The sequence below is a fragment of the Paraburkholderia sp. A1BS-2L genome, assembly GCF_051125205.1.
Classification (GTDB): domain Bacteria; phylum Pseudomonadota; class Gammaproteobacteria; order Burkholderiales; family Burkholderiaceae; genus Paraburkholderia.
On the sequence record NZ_CP120428.1, the window covers coordinates 2937258 to 2956417 of the forward strand.

Consider the following 19160-nt stretch of genomic DNA (forward strand, 5'->3'; position numbering starts at 1 on the left):
GGTGCGCGCCGGATCGATCCCGACCGGGTGATCCCAACGCGTCTGAACACAAACGGGCGAGGCGCTCGATAAGCGCACCCGCCCGGATTTTTTCCGCTTTTTGAGCAAACCCCGGTAGGGGCTTTCTCTTAGAAGCGGAAGTGCGAGAACGCCTTGTTCGCTTCTGCCATCCGGTGAACTTCGTCGCGCTTCTTCATCGCGCCGCCACGGCCTTCGGCCGCTTCGGAGAGTTCACCTGCCAGACGCAGGGCCATCGACTTCTCGCTACGCTTCTTCGCGGCTTCACGCAGCCAACGCATCGCCAATGCCATACGACGCGAGGGGCGCACTTCGACCGGAACCTGATAGTTCGCACCACCAACGCGGCGGCTCTTCACTTCCACCACCGGCTTCACGTTGTTGAGCGCAACAGTGAACACTTCCAGCGGGTCCTTGCCACCCTTGGTCTGGATCTGTTCGAAAGCGCCGTACACGATACGCTCGGCAACCGACTTCTTGCCGGAGAGCATCAGCACGTTCATGAACTTGGCTACATCAACGTTGCCGAACTTCGGATCCGGCAACACTTCCCGCTTGGGGACTTCGCGACGACGCGGCATGTTTCTTCCTTTAACTTTTCAGTTGAAGCGTGGATTGAACCCAACGCTCCGCGGCCACCAACTAACCCGATTCATCTCACGACTTACCAGCCTGGTCGGGTGACCACTTACTCGACAGCACCGGCCAATCCGGCACCTGTCGCTTTTATCGCCGGCACTCTCGCGAGCACGACGACACTTGACTCTTACTTCGCAGCCTTCGCGCGCTTTGCGCCGTACTTCGAACGAGCCTGCTTACGATCCTTGACGCCCTGGGTATCCAGCGAGCCGCGAACCATGTGGTAGCGCACACCCGGCAAGTCCTTCACACGGCCGCCGCGGATCAGCACAACCGAGTGCTCCTGCAGGTTGTGGCCTTCACCGCCGATGTACGAAATGACTTCGAAGCCGTTCGTCAGACGAACCTTGGCGACCTTACGAAGTGCCGAGTTCGGCTTCTTCGGCGTCGTCGTGTACACACGGGTGCACACGCCGCGACGCTGCGGGCAGTCCTGCAGGGCCGGCGACTTGCTCTTCGTAGCTTCCGAAGCGCGGCCTTTGCGAACCAGTTGATTGATGGTTGGCATTGTTTATTCCTGAAATTGAACAAAATCGACGCATTTATTTCCGGGCAAAGCGGAAAACCATGCGTATCGAACTCCAGAACCTGAAAATGACAGGCACTTTATGCGTTGCTCAGCCGACGAATTAGTCAAACTAACCGACGCGCGCAAGCATCCCAGAAACCGGAACCCAGCATGATATTCCGAAAATACCAAGCGAGTCAACGGCTTGCGACATTTCGGGGGACGGAGAATGTGGCAATCACGTGACACAGCACGAACGCGCCGCCCCGCCAGCGCGCTCAATCGTCGCCGACGACCTCGACCAGCTCCTCGCCGAAGCGTTCGAGCTTGCGCGCGCCGATGCCCGGAATATCACGCAACTCGTCGACCGACTCGGGGCCGTTGCGCGCGATCTCCGCCAGCGTGGCGTCGTGAAAGATTACGTAGGCAGGCACACCCTCGCTCTTCGCGGTATCGGTGCGCCACAACCGCAGGCGCTCCCAGCGCGCGCGCTGGCGCTGACTCATGCCAAGGGTCGGATCAGCGCGCTCGCTGGTGCGGCTCGACGAGGTGCGCGTGCGTGTGGGCTTCACATAGCGGCGCATCGTGACGTGCTGCTCGCCCTTGAGCACGGGCTTGCTTGCCTCCGTGAGCACGAGCGCGCCAAAACCGTCGTGATCGACGGTGAGATAGCCGAACGCCACCAGCTGGCGAAAAATGGCGCGCCATTCGGCTTCCGAGAGCGCCGAGCCGATGCCGAACGTCGAAATTTTCTCGTGCCCGCGCTGCATGATCTTCTCGTTGCGGTTGCCGCGCAGAATGTCGATCAAATGGCCTGCGCCGAAGTTGAAACCGCTCGCGCGCTGCGCGCGAAATACGCACGAAAGCGCCATCTGCGCCTCGCGCGTGGCGTCCCACGTGGCCGGCGGCTCGATGCAGGTGTCGCAGTTGCCGCAGGGCTTGCTCGCTTCGCCGAAGTACGCGAGCAGGCGCACGCGCCGGCACGTGGCGGTTTCGCACAGGCCGAGCAGCGCATCGAGCTTGCCCGTCTGGACGCGCTTGTGCTGATCGTCGGCGTCGGACTCGTCGATCATCTTGCGTTGCTGCACCACGTCGCCGAGACCATAGGCCATCCACGCATTGGCCGCCAGCCCGTCGCGGCCCGCACGGCCGGTTTCCTGGTAATAGCCTTCCACGCTCTTGGGCAGGTCGAGGTGCGCGACGAAACGCACGTCCGGCTTGTCGATGCCCATGCCGAACGCAATGGTTGCGCACATGACCACGCCTTCCTCGCGCTGGAAGAGTTCCTGGTGCTTCTGGCGTACCTCGAACTCCATGCCGGCGTGGTACGGCAAGGCGCGCACGCCCTGCCCCTTCAGCCACTCCGCGGTCTCTTCCACCTTGCGGCGCGAGAGGCAGTAGACGACGCCCGCATCGGTCGTGCCGTCGGCCCGTGTGTGCTCCGCACGGATGAAGTCGAGCAGCTGCGTGCGCGCGTTGTCCTTCTCGACGATGCGGTAGCGGATATTCGGCCGGTCGAAGCTCGACACGAAGATACGGGCGTCGTCGAGCGCGAGACGATGCACAATCTCGTCGCGCGTGATCGCATCCGCGGTGGCGGTAAGCGCGATGCGCGGCACGTCGGGGAAACGCTCGTGCAGGATCGAGAGCTGAATGTACTCGGGCCGGAAGTCGTGCCCCCACTGCGACACGCAGTGCGCTTCGTCGATGGCAAAGAGGCCGATGCGCGCGCGCTCGAGCAGATCGAGAAAGCGCGCCGTCATGAGCCGCTCGGGAGCGACATAGAGCAAATCGATGTCGCCCTCGCGCAGCGCGCGCTCGGTGGCGGCGGCCTCGGCGCCGGTGAGCGTGGAATTCAGATACGCGGCGCGCACGCCCACTTCGGTGAGCGCGGCCACCTGGTCCTGCATGAGCGCGATGAGCGGCGACACCACGATGCCGGCGCCGTGACCCGCTTCGTGGCGCACGAGTGCCGGGATCTGGTAGCAGAGGGACTTGCCGCCGCCCGTGGGCATGAGCACGAGGGAATCGCCGCCCGCCGCGACATGCTCGACGATCTCGGCTTGCTGCCCTCTAAAGGCGGGATAACCGAAGACTTCGTTGAGAATTTCGAGGGAGCGGGACATGTAGGCGGCACACGTGATGAGGCGGGGTTGCCGCATTTTACCAACCCCTACCCGCCCCGACCGCCAATCTCCGCGACATTGGCCAAACGGCAGTGGGGGCGGACTGCCGCGCGGCCCGACGCGGCCCGCTGCGCACGCGGGCAACGCTAATCCGTGGGCAATGCCAGTTTCACGTCCTTGAACGTCAACAGCACACGACGCTCGCCGTCCCGAGCCTCGATCAGATCGCGATGCATCGACACGCAACGCTCGCCGGCATACATGATCATCAGCGGCACGAGTGCAACACAATAAAGCGGCACGAAGCCCGCCCCCGGCGCCCACTTCTCGAATGCCGCGCACACGAGCGCCGCCCAGATGACCGTCGACAAGAGATAGAGCGTATAGCGCCCGATTGCGGACATGCCCAACCAGCGGCTCGTCGCCCCGGCGAGCTGAATGAACCGCTCATCCGCCTTGCCCATCAACAATTCACCCGTCAACGTGGCGCGTCTTGACCGGGACGCAAAGCCAATCATGAAAGCGCACACAATCACCAGCAAGATTGCAAAGGCCACCACGAACGGCGCGTAGCCGCCGTTGATAAACGTGACCGTATCGAAGTAGCTCTTCCATTCGTTGCGGCTATAACCCTGGCTCTGGCCGTAGTACTCGATGCCGTATTCCGTACGCTCGGAATCGGTGTAGCGCAGGCCAATGGCAATATCGGTGCGCGCGCCGGTCCGGTCGATTGAAAAAGGATCGCCGACGTTCTCATACGAGCGGATGGCCGCCGCCTTGGCCATGTTCAAATGACGCCAGCGCTGCCCCTTGCTGACCGACGCCTGCGCGCCCAGCATGAGGTTGTCCGTCAAATAACCGCGGGCGGCAGCGATTTCGCGCGCGGTATCGCCATAACTCAGCGGGATTTCAACACCATTGCGCACGCCCATCTTTGCGCCGTCGCTGATATGCATGTCTTTCAGGCTCGTCATAGCTTGCTCGTCTCTTCGTGTCGAGTTTGGATCGGACTTTCGTCAGGCTGCGTTAGCTTGTGCGTTTTTGCTGCGCTCCAGAATGAACGAGCGTATTGATGCTTCGCAGATAGGAAGGCTCGTCGCCCTCCGACACGCGGATGCCAAAGGATTCGTCGAGCAGCACGAACACTTCGGTTGCATCGACCGAGTCGAGACGCAGGCCGCTGCCGAACAGCGGCGTGTCGTCGTCGATCTGCTCGACGGTCTGCGGAAGATTGAGACGCTGGATCAGCCCCGCCTTGAGTTTTTCGAGCACAGCCTTGCGTCGCTCGACATCGTCCAGGATCGTTGAATTGGTCATTTCTTTTCGCTCTTTATCGTGAGATTCCGGCAGCAACATTGCTACCGAGCTTGTCCCGGTAGGTCCGGAAATTGATAGTGGTTCCCTCTACAACGACGTGGCGCCCGACGGGCGCCTCCACGTTGAAATGATTGAAACCCTGGGTATCGGTAAGCGCCAGCCGGCACTCGGCATAGATCGTGTAACCCGGATAGACCACCCTTCTGAACTTGACGTTCTGCGCAGCCAGAAACCCGATCACCTGGGATTTTTGCTCTTTTATGATGCGCTTACCTTCTGGTATGCTAATTATTTCGGCAACGTCTTCGAAACGCTTGGCGGCACGCCCCGTCTCCGTCTCGTATGCCGCGCAGACGTCGTTGAAGAAGGCGCAGTATTCGCCTGCCCGACCAAAGATCTCCGCGATCATCACGCCGGGCATGACCGGATTGTCGGTAAAGTGGCCGGCAATATAGGACTCGTTGAAGGTGACGTGCTTGACAGCAGTGATGCTCGGCTTGGGGCCGACCACGATATCGGCAATACGGTCCACCATGAATATCGGGGATCGCCACACGCCGATCTCAAACAGCTGCTGCGCGGGAATCAGACTACGATCTAGTTTAGACATGAAAATTTCCGCAAATTAGCGCATTACAAGGCCACCGTCGGCCACCAGCGTCTGCCCGACGATGTAGCTTGCGGCGTTGGAACTGAGAAATGCGACCACCTCGGCAATCTCTTCTGGACGCCCGAAACGGTTCAATGGAATCGCATCGGAAATGGTGCGGACGATGTGGCGCGGCACCTTCTTGACCATCCGGGATTCGATCATGCCAGGAGCAATGGCATTGACCCGGATCCCCTTTGATGCGAGCTCTTTCGCAATCGAGCGCGTGAAGCCGGAAATGCCCGCCTTGGCGGCACTGTAGTTGGACTGCCCGAAGCTCGCCGTCACCCCCGCAACGGACGTCACGTTCACGATGCTGGCTTGCGTCGCGTGCCTCATCAGCCTCAGCATCCCCTGGGTCATGTTGAACGTTCCATGGAGATTGACGCGAACCACCTCGTCGAACTCCTCGAACGTCATCGTGGAAACCAGGTTGTCCTTGTTGATGCCGGCGTTATTGACGAGAACGTCGATGGCTTCGAGGCGCTGCTCCAGCTCGCCGCGCAAGCGCTCGACGTCGTCACGGTTTGCGACATCGCATTTCGCGATGGTCAATCGCCCTGCGCTTGCCGGTTCGGCCGCGAGTTCGTCGAGACTGGCCTTCGTGTTGTTGTAGAGCGCGATCACATTGCTGCCGAGCGCGAGGTACTTGCGACAAATCGCCAAACCGAGGTCACCACTGGCGCCCGTTACAACCACGGTCTTACCTTCAAGTTCTGAATAAATGGCCATAATTTTTTGCAGGTTTATTAATCGAGCACAGCCGCCGCGACTGCATGTGATCTGCAATGCGAGATTGTCAAAATTGATGTCTTCAGATTTTCGAGACGCATTACCCTGTCGAATTCGCCCGAAAATTCGAAATATGGCTTGCCAAGCGGATCGTGAAGGATTTTTATATCGTGAAAGGTGATGCCATTGCGAAAGCCTGTTCCGAGTGCTTTCACCGCAGCCTCCTTGGCAGCCCAAATTCCGGCGAGGCGCTCGACGTTAGCGGGATCGGCGTGCTCAAGCATTTCCTGCGCAGAAAGCAAACGCCCGACGAATGCTTCGCCGCTGCGTTCGATCGCTTGCGCGATTCGTCCCGTTTCAACGATGTCTATACCAATTCGCATATCTAACGATATACCCCGTACGCTTTATTTGATTTTAGGCTGCGGTGACCGCCAGCATTGTTTGGTCGTTGTCGCGTTCTTATCGCAGGGCGCTTCCCGGCTCAATGCTCAAAAATCTGCCATCTGGAAGCATGCGCGCTTCATCTGGCGTGAACTACAGCGTTGCGCAACTTTAGTCGTTAGATGCTTATAAGAAAATAAGGAGTTTTAAATTTCCTGCGATTTGTCTCGTGACTTGATTTTCCTCAACAGAAAATTGTCCCTAAAGAACACGCTCTTACTTAGGAATTCACCCCGGATGTCTCCACACCAATGCAGAAATTAACGTACACCTGAGCACGTAATTCAGACAGGAGAAAGCGATTTCTGCCATCAATCCGTAACGAGGGAATAAAGAGAATAATTAAAAGATGGCGGAATCAATTGATTTAATATTCAGAGAAACAAGATACGTCATAAATGACGGCAAATATTGTAGCAAACATTCTTTTATTAAGGACGCCGATATATTTACTACGCGCCAGATTCGGATAATCACTCGATGCCACACGAGCGCGACACCGAGAGCAAGTTATGTACTCAGACTGGGCGCCTGCGCGCGACTCGAATGCTGCCAATAATCGCAACAAAACCCACAGGCACAAAAACCAGCGAGCCAATGCAAATCAGCAGCGCGCCGGTCCGCACCTTTCCTGCGACCTGCATGATGAATCCGATGATGATGAATGCCCAGACGACCAGGAAGATTGCAAAGAAAGTTGCAGCAGGCTGGATGCCGACGTGGTGCAGCAAATACGAGAAGATGCCGACCGACGCCACCAGATTCAAAATCAGACCAACGCCTACAACCCACATGATTCACGCCTCCGGAATGGGTGAAAGTTACACGACAAAGCCCGTCCCACGGACGCGCGGGCCGCGCGAGGCGCCACATTAGCATGGGTGGCCCGTCCGTGCCGGGAATCCGCGTGACGGGACAGCAAACATGATAGGGCGTCGCGCCCCGGTTCTAGCGGGATCGGGATAGGGGCAGGCCTCGCGGCCCGACCCCTCCCACACCACCGTGCGTACGGGGCCGTACACGGCGGTTCGGATCGGTTGATCGACTACTGACGTAAAGATGGAAGACCGAGGGACCGCAGGAAGCGGTTGGTGAGTGCGTGCTGGAGCGCGGGGCTATTGCTCAGTCTCCATGCAGCGTGCGGAGAACCCGCCGTCTGGGCGGCAAGGTCCCGGCTGACACCACGCGCGGTCAACTCCCGGAATCGTGTTCGGCCCCGCTTCCACTGCTCCAGAAGAAGCAGCGTACGCGACGGCGAACCCATTCATCCAGGCGCTGCAGCACGCTGGGCGTTTCGCAGAAACCAAAGTAGCCACGCCAACCCGTCAGGTAACGGTGCAGCGTCCCGATCATCTGGTCAGCGCTGACCCCTCGCGTGCGTTGAGTCAACTCCCGGATTCGATCCTTGAAGCGAGTCAGCGCCTTGGGCGCAATGCGCCGTTTGACCTGTGCCCGGTTCGAGAAGGTGAAGCCGAGGAATTTGCGTGTGTGTGGCGCGCGACCGCGCTCTTCGCCTCATTGACCTTTAGCTTCAGCTTGCCGGTGAGGAAGGCTTCCAGCCCGGCCATCACCCGCTGGCCCGCGCGTTCGCTGCGTACGTAGACGTTACTGTCGTCGGCGTACCTCACGAATCGCAGTCCGCGCCGCTCAAAGCTCCCGGTCGAGATCGTCGAGCATCAGGTTGGATAACAACGGCGATAGCGGACCACCCTGCGGCGTCCCTTCGTCCGTTGCGCCAACCAGCCCGTTTTCCATCACCCCTGCCGTCAGAAAGGAGCGAATCAGTTTCAGGACGCGCCTGTCACTGACCCGCTTTGCCACCCGGCTCATCAGGATGTCGTGGTTCACGCGATCGAAGAACTTTTCGAGGTCGAGGTCTACCACCCAGCGGTATCCCGCCTGAATGTAGCCCTGCGCGCGCTCCACGGCCTGATGTGCCGAGCGTCCCGGACGGAAGCCATAACTGGAATCCGAGAACGTCGGGTCCCACTGCCTTTGCAGCACCTGCAGTACCGCCTGCTGGACGAGCCTGTCGAGCGCAGAGGGAATGCCGAGCTTGCGCACGCCCCCTCCATCCGGCTTGGGTATTTCGACCCGCCTCACAGGTTGCGGCCTGTACGTGCCGTTCAGCAGCGTGACTCGAATCGCCGGCCAGTGCTCACGCAGGTACGCCGGTAATGCCTGAACCGTCATGCCGTCCACACCCGGTGCACCCTTGTTCGCTTTCACACGCCTCAACGCCTGCTTGAGGTTCTCCCGTTCACATATTTCTTCCATCAGTCGGTCACAAGCCGACGGGCTTTCAGACTCGGGGTTCGCCGCCATAGGTTCAGCCCCTCGGACGGCGGCCTTCGGGGCTTCACCCCTACCTCCGGCGCCAAGGACGCGATGCGTTTTCTGCTGCGCTCCCATGTCGAGTTCTCCGGCTTACTCGCCGCTCCTCTCCGTTTGGGCCTTCAGGCGTCGCCGCCCTAATATGCCCGCTGCTGACTCCTGCACGGTGGTCAGCGGCCCTTACGAACCGCTCAGTCCTGAATCCAGGACACCGGGCAGGCCTCCCGAGGTAAGTGCAACCGCCTTCGCCACACACCCGCCAGATTTACCACCCCGGGCCTTGATGGCTATGGACTTCGCGATCATTGGCTCGCTCGTCCGCCCGGGTAGGCCTCGCATCTGGTTTCTGTTCGTCGGGTCATGGCTTTGCTACACGCTTCCTTCAGACCCCGCCTCACGGCGACGCCCTTGCGTTTCGCTAGTCCTTCACCACCATCAGGTTGGACAGGGACTCACACCCCCAAGCTGTTGCGCATGCTCGGCGCACCAAAAAAAAAAAAAAAAAAAATCCGCCCGGTTGAACCGGGCGGATTTCATCCGACAGTTTCAGCCAATGGCGAAACATGTTCGCCAGAAGCTTACTCGTCCGTCGTGTGCGGCTGCTCCGGCTGTTCTGCAGCCGGGGTTTCCGGCGTACCGAACTCGAACGCTTCTTCCGCTGCAATCTGGTCGAAACGCTCGCGATCCGACGATTCCTTCGCGCGGCGCGCCTTGTGGAACGCGAGGCCCGTACCAGCCGGAATCAGACGGCCGACGATCACGTTTTCCTTCAGGCCACGCAGATCGTCGCGCTTGCCCATGATCGCCGCTTCGGTCAGCACGCGGGTCGTTTCCTGGAACGACGCCGCCGAGATGAACGAGTCGGTCGAGAGCGATGCCTTCGTGATACCGAGCAGCACGTTCTCGTACGTTGCCGGACGCTTGTCTTCCGCGATCATCTTGTCGTTCTCGTCGAGCATGTCCGAACGCTCGACTTGTTCGCCAGGGATGAAGCGCGTATCGCCGTTGTCGGTGATCTGCACGCGGCGCAGCATCTGACGCACGATCACTTCGATGTGCTTGTCGTTGATCTTCACGCCCTGCAGACGGTACACGTCCTGCACTTCGTCCACGATGTAGCGCGACAGCGCCTCGATACCCTGCAGACGCAGGATGTCGTGCGGATCGGCCGGGCCGTCCACGATCATTTCGCCCTTGTTGACGACCTGACCGTCGTGGACCAGCACCTGCTTTTCCTTCGCGATCAGGAACTCGTGCTGGTTGCCCTCGAGGTCCGTGATGACGAGACGCTGCTTGCCCTTCGTGTCCTTACCGAACGACGTCGTACCCGTGACTTCCGCCAGGATACCGGCGTCCTTCGGCGACCGTGCTTCGAACAGTTCCGCCACACGCGGCAGACCACCGGTAATGTCACGCGTCTTCTGCGCTTCGGTCGGGATACGTGCGAGCACTTCACCCACCTGAACCTGCTGACCATCCTTCACGGTGATCAGCGCGCCGACCTGGAAGCCGATCTGCACCGAATGCTCCGTGCCCGGGATCTTCACTTCGTCGCCGTTCGCGTCGATCAGCTTGACCTGCGGACGCACGCTCTTCGCCGCTTGCGAACCGCGGCGCTTCGCGTCGATCACGACGAGGGTCGACAGACCCGTGACGTCGTCGATCTGCTTGGCCACGGTCACGCCTTCTTCGACGTTCTCGAACTTCACCGTACCGCCGTACTCGGTGATGATCGGACGCGTGAGCGGATCCCACGTGGCGAGCTGCGTGCCGGCCTTGATCGCGGCACCGTCGAGCTGCAGCAGCGTCGCGCCGTACGGCACCTTGTGACGCTCGCGCTCGCGGCCGTGATCGTCGGCGATGATGGCTTCGCCCGAACGCGAGATGACGATCTGCTCGCCCTTCGCGCTCGTGACGTAACGCATCGTCGCCGTGAAGCGCAGCGTACCGTTCGACTTGGCTTCCACCGACGAGGCCACTGCCGCACGCGATGCCGCACCACCGATGTGGAACGTACGCATCGTGAGCTGCGTGCCCGGTTCGCCGATCGACTGTGCCGCGATCACGCCGACGGCTTCGCCGACGTTCACGCGCGAGCCGCGGCCGAGGTCGCGGCCGTAGCACGAGGCGCACAGGCCATAGCGCGTTTCGCAGGTGAGCGGCGTGCGCACGCGCACTTCGTCGATGCCGAGGCTTTCGATCGTTTCGACCGCGTCTTCGTCGAGCAGGTCGCCCGAAGCGTAGATCGTTTCCTGCGTTTCCGGATTGACGACGTCCGCCACCGCCACACGGCCGAGAATACGGTCGCGCAGCGCTTCGACGACTTCACCGCCTTCCACGAGAGCCTTCATCGCCACGCCGTTCGACGTGCCGCAGTCGTCCTCGACGACCACGAGATCCTGCGTGACGTCGACGAGACGACGCGTCAGGTAACCCGAGTTCGCGGTCTTCAGTGCCGTATCAGCAAGACCCTTACGTGCACCGTGGGTCGAGATGAAGTACTGCAACACGTTCAGACCTTCGCGGAAGTTCGCGGTAATCGGCGTTTCGATAATCGAGCCGTCCGGCTTTGCCATCAGGCCGCGCATACCCGCCAGCTGGCGAATCTGGGTCGCGGAACCCCGCGCGCCCGAGTCGGCCATCATGTAGATCGAGTTGAACGATTCCTGACGCGTTTCCTTGCCGTCACGGTCGATGACCGGTTCGGTCGCGAGCTGCTCCATCATCGCCTTGCCGACCGCTTCCGACGTGTTCGACCAGATGTCGACCACGTTGTTGTAGCGTTCCTGCGCGGTGACGAGACCCGACATGTACTGACGGTCGTACTCCTTCACCTTCTTCGCGGCTTCGCCGACGATGGTTTCCTTCTGCGGCGGCACGAGCATGTCGTCCACGCAGATCGAAATACCGGCGCGCGTAGCCAGGCGGAAGCCCGACTGCATCAGCTGGTCGGCGAAGATCACCGTTTCGCGCAGACCGCACTTGCGGAATGCGGTGTTGATCAGACGCGAAATTTCTTTCTTCTTCAGCGGCTTGTTCAGCACCGAGAACGGCAGGCCCGGCGGCAGGATTTCCGACAGGATCGCGCGGCCAACCGTGGTCGCGTACAACGAGATCTTCGGCACAAATGCCGGTGCGCCTTCCGACTTGTCCTCGTTGTGGACCATTTCGGTAATACGCACGTTCACGCGCGAGGCCAGTTCGACTTCCTTGTTCTCGTACGCGCGGAGCACTTCCGACACGCCCGTGAACGTCATGCCTTCGCCCTTGCCGTTGATCGCTTCACGCGTGGCATAGTACAGGCCCAGCACGATATCCTGCGACGGCACGATCGACGGATCGCCGTTGGCCGGGAACAGGACGTTGTTCGACGCGAGCATGAGCGTGCGCGCTTCCATCTGCGCTTCGAGCGACAGCGGAACGTGAACGGCCATCTGGTCACCGTCGAAGTCGGCGTTGAACGCCGCGCAAACGAGCGGGTGCAGCTGGATTGCCTTACCTTCGATCAGCACCGGCTCGAAAGCCTGAATGCCAAGACGGTGCAGCGTAGGCGCACGGTTGAGCATGACCGGATGTTCGCGGATCACCTCTTCCAGAATGTCCCACACCACCGGCGTCTGGTTCTCGACTTCCTTCTTCGCAGCCTTGATGGTCGTGGCGACGCCCATCGTTTCCAGCTTGTTGAAGATGAACGGCTTGAAGAGTTCGAGCGCCATCAGCTTCGGCAGACCGCACTGGTGCAGCTTGAGCGTCGGACCCACCACGATGACCGAACGGCCCGAGTAGTCCACGCGCTTGCCCAGCAGGTTCTGACGGAAGCGGCCGCCCTTACCCTTGATCATGTCGGCGAGCGACTTCAGCGGACGCTTGTTCGCGCCCGTCATCGCCTTGCCGCGACGGCCGTTGTCGAGCAGCGAGTCAACCGCTTCCTGGAGCATCCGCTTTTCGTTGCGGACGATGATCTCCGGCGCCTTCAGCTCGAGCAGACGCTTCAGACGGTTGTTACGGTTGATGACGCGGCGATACAGGTCGTTCAGGTCCGAGGTCGCGAAGCGGCCACCGTCCAGCGGCACGAGCGGACGCAGTTCGGGCGGCAGCACCGGCAGCACTTCGAGCACCATCCATTCGGGCTTGATGCCCGAACGCTGGAAGGCCTCGAGCACTTTCAGGCGCTTGGCGTACTTCTTGATCTTCGCTTCCGAGCCGGTGTTCTTCAGCTCGGTGCGCAGCGTTTCGACCTGCTCGTCGATGTTGATCGCGCGCAGGAGTTCACGCACGCCTTCCGCGCCCATTTCGGCACGGAATTCGTCGCCGTATTCCTCGACCTTGTTGTAGTAATCCTCTTCGGTCATGATCTGACGCGCCTTCAGCGGCGTCATGCCCGGTTCGATCACCACGTACGCTTCGAAGTACAGCACGCGCTCGATATCACGCAGCGTCATGTCGAGCACCATGCCCAGACGCGACGGCAGCGACTTCAGGAACCAGATGTGCGCGACCGGCGAGGCCAGCTCGATGTGGCCCATGCGTTCGCGGCGCACCTTCGCCAGCGTGACTTCCACGCCGCACTTCTCGCAGATCACGCCACGGTGCTTCAGGCGCTTGTACTTGCCGCACAGGCACTCGTAGTCCTTGATCGGCCCGAAGATCTTCGCGCAAAACAGACCATCCCGCTCCGGCTTGAACGTGCGGTAGTTGATGGTTTCCGGCTTCTTCACTTCGCCGAACGACCACGAACGGATCTTGTCCGGCGAGGCCAGACCGATCTTGATCGCGTCAAAAACTTCTTCTTGTTGGACTTGCTTGAATAGATCGAGCAGAGCTTTCATTGCCTTCTCTCCGTAGTCCGATTAGTTGCGGTCGAGGTCGATGTCGATGCCGAGCGAGCGGATTTCCTTCACCAGCACATTGAAGGATTCCGGCATGCCCGCGTCGATCACGTGGTCGCCCTTGACGAGGTTCTCGTACACCTTCGTCCGGCCCGTCACGTCATCGGACTTCACCGTCAACATTTCCTGCAGCACATACGAAGCGCCATACGCTTCGAGCGCCCACACTTCCATTTCACCGAAGCGCTGACCACCGAATTGCGCCTTACCACCCAGCGGCTGCTGCGTGACGAGCGAGTACGGACCCGTCGAACGCGCGTGCATCTTGTCGTCGACAAGATGGTGCAGCTTCAGGTAGTGCATGTAGCCCACGGTCACCGTGCGCTCGAACATTTCGCCCGTGCGGCCGTCGTACAGACGCACCTGGTTCTTCGACGGCGTCATGCCGAGGTTTTGGGCGATTTCGTCCGGGAACGCCAGATCGAGCATCTTGCCCATTTCCTCTTCGGTCGCACCGTCGAACACCGGCGTTGCGAACGGTACGCCTTCGCGCAGGTTCTTCGCGAGTTCGAGGATTTCGTCGTCGCTGAAGCTGTCGAGGTCTTCCTTGTGGCCCGACTCGTTGTAGATCTTCGTGAGGAACTCACGCAGCTCTGCAATCTTCGTCTGACGCGCAAGCATTTCGCCAATACGCCAGCCCAGACCCTTCGCGGCCCACCCGAGATGCACTTCGAGAACCTGACCCACGTTCATCCGTGACGGTACGCCGAGCGGGTTCAGCACGACGTCTGCGGGACGGCCATCGGCCATGTACGGCATGTCTTCGATCGGGACGATCTTCGACACCACACCCTTGTTACCGTGACGGCCTGCCATCTTGTCGCCAGGCTGCAGACGGCGCTTCACCGCAAGGTACACCTTGACCATCTTCAGCACGCCCGGCGGCAGTTCGTCGCCTTGCGTGAGCTTCTTGCGCTTCTCTTCGAACGCCAGATCGAACTGGTGACGCTTTTCTTCGATCGAGTTCTTGATGGCTTCGAGCTGCGCCGCTGCTTCTTCGTCCGCGAGGCGGATGTCGAACCAGTGGTAGTGGTCGAGGTCTTCCAGGTAAGCCTGGTCGATCTTCGTGCCCTTCGCGAGCTTTTTCGGACCGCCATTGGCGACCTTGCCGTCGAGCATGCGGGCGAGACGCTGGAACGCGTCGCCTTCGACGATGCGCAGCTGGTCGTTCAGGTCGAGGCGATAGCGCTTCAGTTCATCGTCGATGATCTGTTGCGCACGCTTGTCACGCGTGATGCCTTCGCGCGTGAACACCTGCACGTCGATGACCGTGCCGCTCATGCCCGAGGGCACGCGCAGCGACGTATCCTTCACGTCCGAAGCCTTCTCGCCGAAGATCGCGCGCAGCAGCTTTTCTTCCGGCGTGAGCTGGGTTTCGCCCTTCGGCGTGACCTTGCCCACGAGCACGTCGCCCGCTTCGACTTCCGCGCCGATGTACACGATGCCCGACTCGTCGAGACGGCCAAGTTGCACTTCCGCGAGGTTCGAGATGTCGCGCGTGATTTCTTCCGGTCCGAGCTTCGTGTCGCGAGCAACGACATTCAGTTCTTCGATGTGGATCGACGTGTAGCGATCGTCGGCAACCACCTTCTCCGAGATCAGGATCGAGTCTTCGAAGTTGTAGCCGTTCCACGGCATGAACGCGATCAGCATGTTCTGGCCGAGCGCGAGCTCTCCCAGATCGGTCGATGCGCCGTCAGCCAGCACGTCGCCGCGCGCAACCTTGTCGCCCATCTTCACGATCGGACGCTGGTTGATGTTCGTGTTCTGGTTCGAACGCGTGTACTTGATGAGGTTGTAGATGTCCACGCCGACTTCACCGGCGACCGCTTCATCATCGTTCACGCGAATCACGATACGGCCTGCGTCGACGTAGTCGACCACGCCGCCACGCAGCGCCTGAACCGTCGTACCCGAGTCGACCGCAACGGTGCGCTCGATACCCGTACCGACGACCGGCTTTTCCGGACGCAGGCAAGGCACGGCCTGACGCTGCATGTTCGAGCCCATCAGTGCACGGTTCGCGTCGTCGTGCTCGAGGAACGGGATCAGCGATGCAGCCACCGAGACGATCTGCGACGGCGCCACGTCCATGTACTGGATGCGGTCCGGCGTGACCATCAGCGTTTCGCCCGCTTCACGCGACGAGACGAGTTCGTCGGTCAGCGTGCCGTCGTCGGCCACCGCCGCGTTCGCCTGAGCGATCACGTAACGGCCTTCTTCGATCGCCGACAGATAGTCGATCTGGTCGGTCACCTTGCCGTCCTGCACCTTGCGATACGGCGTTTCGAGGAAGCCGTATTCGTTCAGGTGCGCGTACAGAGCGAGCGAGTTGATCAGACCAATGTTCGGACCTTCCGGCGTCTCAATCGGACACACGCGGCCGTAGTGGGTCGGGTGCACGTCGCGGACTTCGAAGCCTGCGCGCTCACGCGTCAGACCGCCCGGGCCCAGTGCGGAAACACGACGCTTGTGCGTGATTTCCGAAAGCGGGTTGGTCTGGTCCATGAACTGCGACAGCTGCGACGAGCCGAAGAACTCCCGAATCGCCGACGAAATCGGCTTCGAGTTGATCAGGTCGTGCGGCATCAGGTTTTCGCTTTCGGCCTGGCCGAGGCGTTCCTTCACTGCGCGCTCGACGCGCACGAGACCCGCGCGGAACTGGTTCTCCGCGAGTTCGCCCACGCAACGCACGCGACGGTTGCCCAAGTGGTCGATGTCGTCCACTTCGCCCTTGCCGTTGCGCAGCTCGACGAGGATCTTGATGGTCGCGAGGATGTCGTCGTCCTGCAGCGTCATCGGACCGACGATTTCGTCACGGCCGACGCGGCGGTTGAACTTCATACGACCCACCTTCGAGAGGTCGTACGCTTCTTCGCTGTAGAACAGGCGGTTGAACAGCGCCTCGACCGCTTCTTCGGTCGGCGGCTCGCCCGGACGCATCATGCGGTAGATCGCGATGCGCGCAGCCATCTTGTCGGCGGTTTCGTCGATACGCAGCGTCGACGAGATGTACGGCCCCTGATCCAGATCGTTCGTGTAGAGCGTCTGGATGTCCTTGATCTTCGCTTCGCGCAGCTTGTCGAGCACGCTTTCTGTGACTTCGTCGTTCGCGTTCGCGATGACTTCGCCCGTGTCGCCGTCGACAACGTTCTTCGCGAGCACGCGGCCGAGCAGATAATCTTCGGGAACCGAAATAAACGTGGTCTTCGCGTTTTCGAGGTCGCGGATGTGCTTCGCGTTGATCCGCTTGTCCTTCTGGACAATGACCTTGCCTTCGCGATCGCTAATGTCGAAGCGCGCGACTTCACCACGCAGACGCTCCGGCACGAACTCCATCTGCGCGCCTTCCGGCATCAGCGAGAAGTTGTCGAACACGAAGAAGTTCGCGAGGATCTGTTCCGGCGTGAGGCCGATGGCCTTCAGCAGGATCGTGACCGGCATCTTGCGGCGACGGTCGACGCGGAAGTACAGCACGTCCTTCGGATCGAACTCGAAATCGAGCCACGAACCGCGATAAGGAATGATACGTGCCGAGAACAGCAGCTTGCCCGAGCTGTGCGTCTTGCCCTTGTCGTGCTCAAAGAACACGCCAGGCGAGCGGTGCAGCTGCGAGACGATGACACGCTCGGTGCCGTTGATGACGAACGAGCCCGTCGGCGTCATGAGCGGAATTTCGCCCATGTACACTTCCTGCTCCTTCACTTCCTTCACGACTGGCTTGCTCGGCGATTCCTTGTCGAGCAGAACGAGACGCACCTTGGCACGCAGCGCCGAACAGTACGTGAGGCCCCGCTGCTGGCATTCCTTGATGTTGAATGCCGGCGGCGAGAGCATGTAGCTCACGAACTCTAGACGAGCAAAGCCGTTATGGGAAACAATGGGAAAAACAGACGAAAACGCAGCCTGCAGACCTTCCGGTTTGCGTTGTGCGGTCGCCGTTTCTGCTTGCAGAAACGTGCTGAATGATTCAAGCTGGGTAGCCAGCAGGAAAGGAACTTGGTGAACGATGGGGCGTTTCGCGAAACTCTTGCGAATACGCTTCTTCTCGGTGAAGGAATATTGCATACGATCTCCGAATCACGGCGGGTAGGACGACCCGAGTGTTCACCGACTGAGACCCGATGGCTGCGCGAGCCCTGGAAGCTTGGTGGTTGGCCTCTACCAACCGCTGGCTGACGGCAGCGGATACCGGCTTGTCATAACTTGCCCGCTGCCCGACCAAACTTGCCTTCTGCAGTCGCTTCAGAAGACAAAGAGAAGCGTCGTGCGCCTTGAGGTTTTCACCCGGCGAAAGACGTTTTTCTTTGGCTTCTAGGTCCCGCATCCTGCCTCCAGTTCTCAAAAATCGAGCACAAAAACGCAGTTCCCACAAAGCACAAAAAGGCCGGCGGTGTAAAAACCGCCAGCCTTCGCACAGCGCGCTGAAACTTACTTGATTTCAGCCTTCGCGCCGGCTTCTTCCAGCTTCTTCTTCGCTTCTTCAGCAGCAGCCTTGGGCACCGCTTCCTTCACGGGCTTCGGTGCGCCGTCGACCAGGTCCTTCGCTTCCTTCAGGCCGAGACCCGTCAGTTCACGAACGGCCTTAATGACCGAAACCTTGTTTGCGCCAGCTTCGAGCAGGTTGACCGTGAATTCGGTCTGCTCTTCAGCAGCAGCAGCAGCGCCGCCGCCTGCCGGGCCAGCGACTGCCACAGCAGCTGCCGACACGCCAAACTTCTCTTCGAATGCCTTGACCAGTTCGTTCAGTTCGAGAACCGACATCGAGCCAACGGCTTCGAGGATGTCTTCTTTTGCGATTGCCATTTGAAATTACTCCAGATTTGAATTCGGAAACAGCTAGCGATCTTCGCTCGCTCTTGCTTGTTCGACTGCCTGAAATCAGGCAGCTTCTGCTTGCTTCTTCTCTGCCAGCGCGGCGAGAGCACGCGCGAAGCCGGAGACAGGAGCTTGCATAACGAACAGCAGCTTCGAGAGCAGTTCTTCGCGGCTCGGGATGTTGGCCAGCGCTTGCACGCCTGCCACGTCCATCACATTGCCTTCGTAGGAACCAGCCTTGATGACCAACTTGTCATTGCTCTTTGCGAAGTCGTTGACGACCTTCGCAGCAGCAATTGCATCTTCCGAGATGCCGTAGATCAGGGGGCCAGTCATCTGCTCTGCCAGCGGAGCAAACGGGGTACCTTCGACAGCGCGACGCGCCAGCGTGTTCTTCAACACGCGCAGGTACACCTGCTGCTCACGCGCTTTCGCGCGCAGCTTGGTCAGATCGCCAACCGCGATTCCACGATACTCGGCCAGCACCATGGTCTGAGCCTTCGCGACTTGCGCGGAGACTTCAGCCACGACGGCCTGCTTACCTTCTTTGTTCAGTGGCACGGTTAACCTCCAGATTCGACACCCAACGCTCTCGCGCCAAGTGCCGCATTCAACAACGGCGACCGACCAGTCCGGAGTAAATCAGCTTGCATCGTCAGGCGTTGCCGCCTGCCCTGCTCACATCA

The 19160-nt window shown here is 60.3% G+C and carries 15 protein-coding genes; all 15 read right to left on the bottom strand.

All coding sequences use genetic code 11. The features are described from left to right. Positions 1 to 128: 128 nt before the first annotated feature. On the bottom strand, positions 129 to 599 hold the full coding sequence (gene rpsG / locus P5W98_RS13430; RefSeq protein WP_006053291.1) for a 30S ribosomal protein S7: 471 nt from the start codon (positions 597 to 599) through the stop codon (positions 129 to 131). Positions 600 to 784: 185 nt separating this feature from the next. Continuing rightward, complete coding sequence (gene rpsL / locus P5W98_RS13435; protein ID WP_027797953.1) at positions 785 to 1165, bottom strand: 30S ribosomal protein S12; 381 nt, start codon at positions 1163 to 1165, stop codon at positions 785 to 787. A 278-nt stretch (positions 1166 to 1443) separates the two neighbouring features. Continuing rightward, positions 1444 to 3291, bottom strand: a complete 1848-nt coding sequence (gene recQ / locus P5W98_RS13440; RefSeq protein ID WP_421024924.1) for a DNA helicase RecQ — start codon at positions 3289 to 3291, stop codon at positions 1444 to 1446. A gap of 146 nt (positions 3292 to 3437) precedes the next feature. Then, a complete protein-coding gene (locus P5W98_RS13445; RefSeq protein ID WP_421024925.1) occupies positions 3438 to 4265 on the bottom strand; it encodes a hypothetical protein in 828 nt (275 codons plus the stop codon). Between the two features lie 52 nt (positions 4266 to 4317). Next, positions 4318 to 4608: an acyl carrier protein gene (locus tag P5W98_RS13450; protein WP_421024926.1), complete on the bottom strand. Its 291-nt coding sequence runs from the start codon at positions 4606 to 4608 to the stop codon at positions 4318 to 4320. Positions 4609 to 4621: 13 nt separating this feature from the next. Beyond that, the gene (locus P5W98_RS13455) at positions 4622 to 5218 is read right to left on the bottom strand and encodes a hypothetical protein (RefSeq protein ID WP_421024927.1); all 597 of its coding nucleotides are present in this window, start codon (positions 5216 to 5218) and stop codon (positions 4622 to 4624) included. Positions 5219 to 5233: 15 nt separating this feature from the next. Beyond that, positions 5234 to 5989: a 3-oxoacyl-ACP reductase FabG gene (fabG, locus tag P5W98_RS13460; protein ID WP_421024928.1), complete on the bottom strand. Its 756-nt coding sequence runs from the start codon at positions 5987 to 5989 to the stop codon at positions 5234 to 5236. A gap of 17 nt (positions 5990 to 6006) precedes the next feature. Then, positions 6007 to 6372: a holo-ACP synthase gene (gene acpS / locus P5W98_RS13465; RefSeq protein WP_421024929.1), complete on the bottom strand. Its 366-nt coding sequence runs from the start codon at positions 6370 to 6372 to the stop codon at positions 6007 to 6009. Positions 6373 to 6951: 579 nt separating this feature from the next. Then, positions 6952 to 7227 carry a hypothetical protein gene (locus tag P5W98_RS13470; protein WP_421024930.1) on the bottom strand — a complete coding sequence of 92 codons (276 nt, stop codon included), beginning with the start codon at positions 7225 to 7227 and terminating at the stop codon, positions 6952 to 6954. A 397-nt stretch (positions 7228 to 7624) separates the two neighbouring features. Continuing rightward, positions 7625 to 7822 (bottom strand): group II intron maturase-specific domain-containing protein, encoded by a 198-nt coding sequence (locus P5W98_RS13475; RefSeq protein WP_434718057.1) that lies wholly within the window; start codon positions 7820 to 7822, stop codon positions 7625 to 7627. Positions 7823 to 8080: 258 nt separating this feature from the next. After that, entirely contained in the window at positions 8081 to 8758 is a 678-nt protein-coding gene (locus P5W98_RS13480) for a reverse transcriptase domain-containing protein (RefSeq protein ID WP_434718058.1), read from the bottom strand. Between the two features lie 587 nt (positions 8759 to 9345). Further along, the gene (rpoC, locus tag P5W98_RS13485; RefSeq protein WP_421024931.1) at positions 9346 to 13596 is read right to left on the bottom strand and encodes a DNA-directed RNA polymerase subunit beta'; all 4251 of its coding nucleotides are present in this window, start codon (positions 13594 to 13596) and stop codon (positions 9346 to 9348) included. A gap of 21 nt (positions 13597 to 13617) precedes the next feature. After that, positions 13618 to 17724 carry a DNA-directed RNA polymerase subunit beta gene (gene rpoB, locus P5W98_RS13490; protein ID WP_421024932.1) on the bottom strand — a complete coding sequence of 1369 codons (4107 nt, stop codon included), beginning with the start codon at positions 17722 to 17724 and terminating at the stop codon, positions 13618 to 13620. Between the two features lie 363 nt (positions 17725 to 18087). After that, entirely contained in the window at positions 18088 to 18462 is a 375-nt protein-coding gene (rplL, locus tag P5W98_RS13495; protein WP_027821097.1) for a 50S ribosomal protein L7/L12, read from the bottom strand. A gap of 75 nt (positions 18463 to 18537) precedes the next feature. Further along, positions 18538 to 19035 (bottom strand): 50S ribosomal protein L10, encoded by a 498-nt coding sequence (gene rplJ, locus P5W98_RS13500; protein WP_421024933.1) that lies wholly within the window; start codon positions 19033 to 19035, stop codon positions 18538 to 18540. Positions 19036 to 19160: the final 125 nt, after the last annotated feature.

What these genes read in the sequence shown, in the direction of transcription:
- fabG (WP_421024928.1), bottom strand. Translation starts at nt 5,989, where the DNA reads ATGGCCATTTATTCAGAACTTGAAGGTAAGACCGTGGTTGTAACGGGC.
- P5W98_RS13450 (WP_421024926.1), bottom strand. Translation starts at nt 4,608, where the DNA reads ATGACCAATTCAACGATCCTGGACGATGTCGAGCGACGCAAGGCTGTG.
- P5W98_RS13455 (WP_421024927.1), bottom strand. Translation starts at nt 5,218, where the DNA reads ATGTCTAAACTAGATCGTAGTCTGATTCCCGCGCAGCAGCTGTTTGAG.
- rpoC (WP_421024931.1), bottom strand. Translation starts at nt 13,596, where the DNA reads ATGAAAGCTCTGCTCGATCTATTCAAGCAAGTCCAACAAGAAGAAGTT.
- rpsL (WP_027797953.1), bottom strand. Translation starts at nt 1,165, where the DNA reads ATGCCAACCATCAATCAACTGGTTCGCAAAGGCCGCGCTTCGGAAGCT.
- rpsG (WP_006053291.1), bottom strand. Translation starts at nt 599, where the DNA reads ATGCCGCGTCGTCGCGAAGTCCCCAAGCGGGAAGTGTTGCCGGATCCG.
- recQ (WP_421024924.1), bottom strand. Translation starts at nt 3,291, where the DNA reads ATGTCCCGCTCCCTCGAAATTCTCAACGAAGTCTTCGGTTATCCCGCC.
- P5W98_RS13445 (WP_421024925.1), bottom strand. Translation starts at nt 4,265, where the DNA reads ATGACGAGCCTGAAAGACATGCATATCAGCGACGGCGCAAAGATGGGC.
- P5W98_RS13470 (WP_421024930.1), bottom strand. Translation starts at nt 7,227, where the DNA reads ATGTGGGTTGTAGGCGTTGGTCTGATTTTGAATCTGGTGGCGTCGGTC.
- acpS (WP_421024929.1), bottom strand. Translation starts at nt 6,372, where the DNA reads ATGCGAATTGGTATAGACATCGTTGAAACGGGACGAATCGCGCAAGCG.
- P5W98_RS13480 (WP_434718058.1), bottom strand. Translation starts at nt 8,758, where the DNA reads ATGGCGGCGAACCCCGAGTCTGAAAGCCCGTCGGCTTGTGACCGACTG.
- rpoB (WP_421024932.1), bottom strand. Translation starts at nt 17,724, where the DNA reads ATGCAATATTCCTTCACCGAGAAGAAGCGTATTCGCAAGAGTTTCGCG.
- rplL (WP_027821097.1), bottom strand. Translation starts at nt 18,462, where the DNA reads ATGGCAATCGCAAAAGAAGACATCCTCGAAGCCGTTGGCTCGATGTCG.